Genomic DNA, 3,003 nt, shown 5'->3' with positions numbered 1-3,003 from the left:
CCCAGCGACGTGAAGCTGATGGTGGTCACTCGCAACCCCGAACAGTGGTCCTGGCTGGTCTGGTTGCCACACAACCATCACGACGAGATGTTCGACGCCTGCGGTCTGCGCCGGCTGATCTTCACCTCACCGACCGAACTTGAAGAGGCCCTCGACGCCGAACTGCACCGGAAAGGCCGAGGGCCGTGGGCGCCGCCGAGCGGATCCAGCCCGACCACCACGCTGTCACCCATGGAGTCCGATAGTGCCTTCGCGCTCGGACCACACTGGATCATCGTCGACGACAACGTCGGCACTCCTGAACAATGGGAGGCGGTCACCGGTCAGAAAGGAATGGCCGGGATCACCGTGCTGCGACTGGCCACCCGACCGGGTGAAGGTGTCGGGTTCACCGGTCTCGACGAGCGTTTCCGACTCCGCGAGGGCCGTCTGCAACACCGCGACGCGTTCTACGCCGTCGCTGACATGCTCGCCGAAAGCACCGCCGACAGATACGCCAGGGCGTTAGCCCGGTGGTCGCCGACAACCGCAGGTGAGCTGTCCGAAACCGACAGCCAAGGGGGTGAATTGCTGCGGGCCTTGGGAATCGATGACCCCCGCAACCTCGATGTCGACCGGCTATGGGCGGACAGCCGCGGCCGCGGCGACCCACGCTGGGCGATGATCCCGGTCGGGGTCAAACCCGGCGGCGAACTGCAGAATGTGATCCTGCGCGCCAAGGACTTCGGCGGTTACGGATTCCATTCCGTGGTGATCGGAACATCGGGGTCGGGCAAGTCCGAGTACTTCCTGGCGTTGTGCAACGGCATCGCGCTCACGCATTCACCGGAGAGCTTCATCGTCATCTTCGTCGACATGAAGTTCGAGTCCGCCGCCCAGGATCTGGAGGGTCTGCCCCACGTCGCCGGGTCGCTGTCCAACCTGGGCAAGGACGACAGGCATCTCGCCGAACGTATGCGCAAGGCCGTCGACGGTGAAATGGCCCGCCGCTACGCCCTTTTCAAAGCAGCCGGTGCCCGCGACGCCAACGAATACGAAGAAATGCGGCTGGCAGGCCGCGATCTTGAGCCGGTACCCATTCTGCTGGTCATCATCGATGAGTACCTCGAACTGTTCCACCACCATCCCGAGTGGATCGACCTAGTCATCCACATCGGCCAGGAAGGTCGCGGCTGCAACGTTTTCTTCACCCTCGGCGGTCAGCGACTGGACCTGTCCTCACTCAGCAAGGCCAAGAGCAACATCGCCTTCCGTGTCGCGCTGCGCGCCGAGACCGCTGAGGATTCGCGCGATGTCATCGGCAGTGATGCCGCGCTGCATCTGCCGTCGAAAGAGAACGGCTACGCGCTGCTCAAGGTCGGCCCCCGGGAACTGGAACAGTTCCGCTGCTTCTATGTGTCCGCACCCTTCGTCGTCCCCAAGAAGGTCGTCAAGACCGACCAGACCGTGTCGGTGAGTTTCACTCAACCTCGCTCGTTGACGTGGGAGTACCAGCCGCTGAGCGAGTCCGACAGCGCAGCCCTCGCCGTGGCCGACGAACCCGAACAGCCCGACGAATTCCTCTACCACGCAGATGGATTCAAACGAAAGAAGCTGCTCGACGTCATCCGCGAGTCGCTGCTGTCGCATCCGGCCCGGCCTCCGCACCGGATCTGGCTGCCGCCGCTGGAAGTCAGCGCGACGGCCGACGAGCTGGTTCAGGCCTGGCGCGGCAGGCCGTGGTGGGAGGACTACGGCCAGAATCTAGGCCTGGTCTTCCCGGCCGGCGTCGAGGATTTCCCGGAGGAACACGCGCAGCGTGTGCACGTCATCGACGCGGAAACCGACAACGTGATGATCGTGGCGACGGCCCAGCGCGGCAAGTCGACCACGTTCTACCCGGTGGAGGACTATCCCCACGTGGCCGGTGTTGTCAGCAACACCGATGTCGAGGGCGTATCCCGCACCATTTCGACCATCGAGGGCCTCATCCGCGCCAGGGAGGCCTCGTTCAAGCGGTATCAGATGGATATCGCCGAGTTCCGCGAGCGCCGGTTCGGCGCACTGGCCGGCGCGGCCACCGACCCCGACGACAAGTTCGGCGACGTATTCCTCGTCATCGATAATTTCGGTGATCTGTACGAAAAGGACAACGGACTTGGGGATCGCGCGATTGCCATTGCGCGCCAGGGACTTTCCTACGGCGTGCATGTGATGACCAGCGCCAGCGGCTGGCTTGTGGGTCAGAAGCAGGCACTGCTCAGCGTCGCCAACGCGCGAATCCAGTTGCGGCTGAGCAACCCCGATGAAAGCCAGATGGGCACCGGCATGGAGCACCGGCGGGCAGCCCGCCAGACGCTGGACCGTCCGGGCTTCGGACTCAGCCGCACCGGACATGAACTACTCATCGGTGTGCCGGAGATCCTCGCGCCGGACGGCAGCCGGGTGACCACCCGCCAGCTCGGCGCCGTGATCGCCGCCCAGACCGGGGCGGGCAAGGTGGAAACCCTGGCGCGGCTTCCCGAGCGAATCACGTTGCGTGAGATCATGACCCATTACGCGACGACACCCGAGGCCGTCGAGCCGTTGAACATCCCATTCGCCATCGGTGAGAGCGCCCTGCAACCGGTCGCCCTGCCCCTTCGCCAGGTGCCGAACCTGCTCGTGGTCGGCCGGCAGGGCTGCGGCAAGACCAGCGCGCTGGCCGCAATCGGGCAAGCCATCACGGCCCGGCTGTCGCCCGAACAGGCGCAGATCACCATCATCGATCCCAAAACCAGCTTGATCGGGCGCATCCCTGAAGCCAACGTCCGCGCGTACGCCTACACCGCCGAGGACATCGACAGGGTGCTCGACGAGATCGCGGCGATCATGCGGGATCGTCTGCCCCCCTCCGGTCTCACGCAGGAGGAGCTGCTGGCCCGCCCGCCGTGGTCGGGTCCTCGGCACATCGTCCTGATCGACGACGAGCACGAGCTGCGCCCCAACGGCCTCGTCGGCAAGCAAGCCGCCACCGCGCCGTTG

Annotated in this window: 1 protein-coding gene; it reads left to right on the top strand. The window is 65.1% G+C overall.

Annotated features, from left to right (window positions below):
- A partial coding sequence (locus ADBZ6I_RS16840) for an FtsK/SpoIIIE domain-containing protein (RefSeq protein ID WP_526385872.1) occupies nucleotides 1–3,003 on the top strand: 3,003 nt, incomplete at both ends.

This window comes from Mycobacterium sp., from assembly GCF_044342925.1.
Classification (GTDB): Bacteria; Actinomycetota; Actinomycetes; order Mycobacteriales; family Mycobacteriaceae; genus Mycobacterium.
Note: the sequence above shows the minus strand (reverse complement) of the source record. Positions and strands in the feature narration are given on the sequence as shown.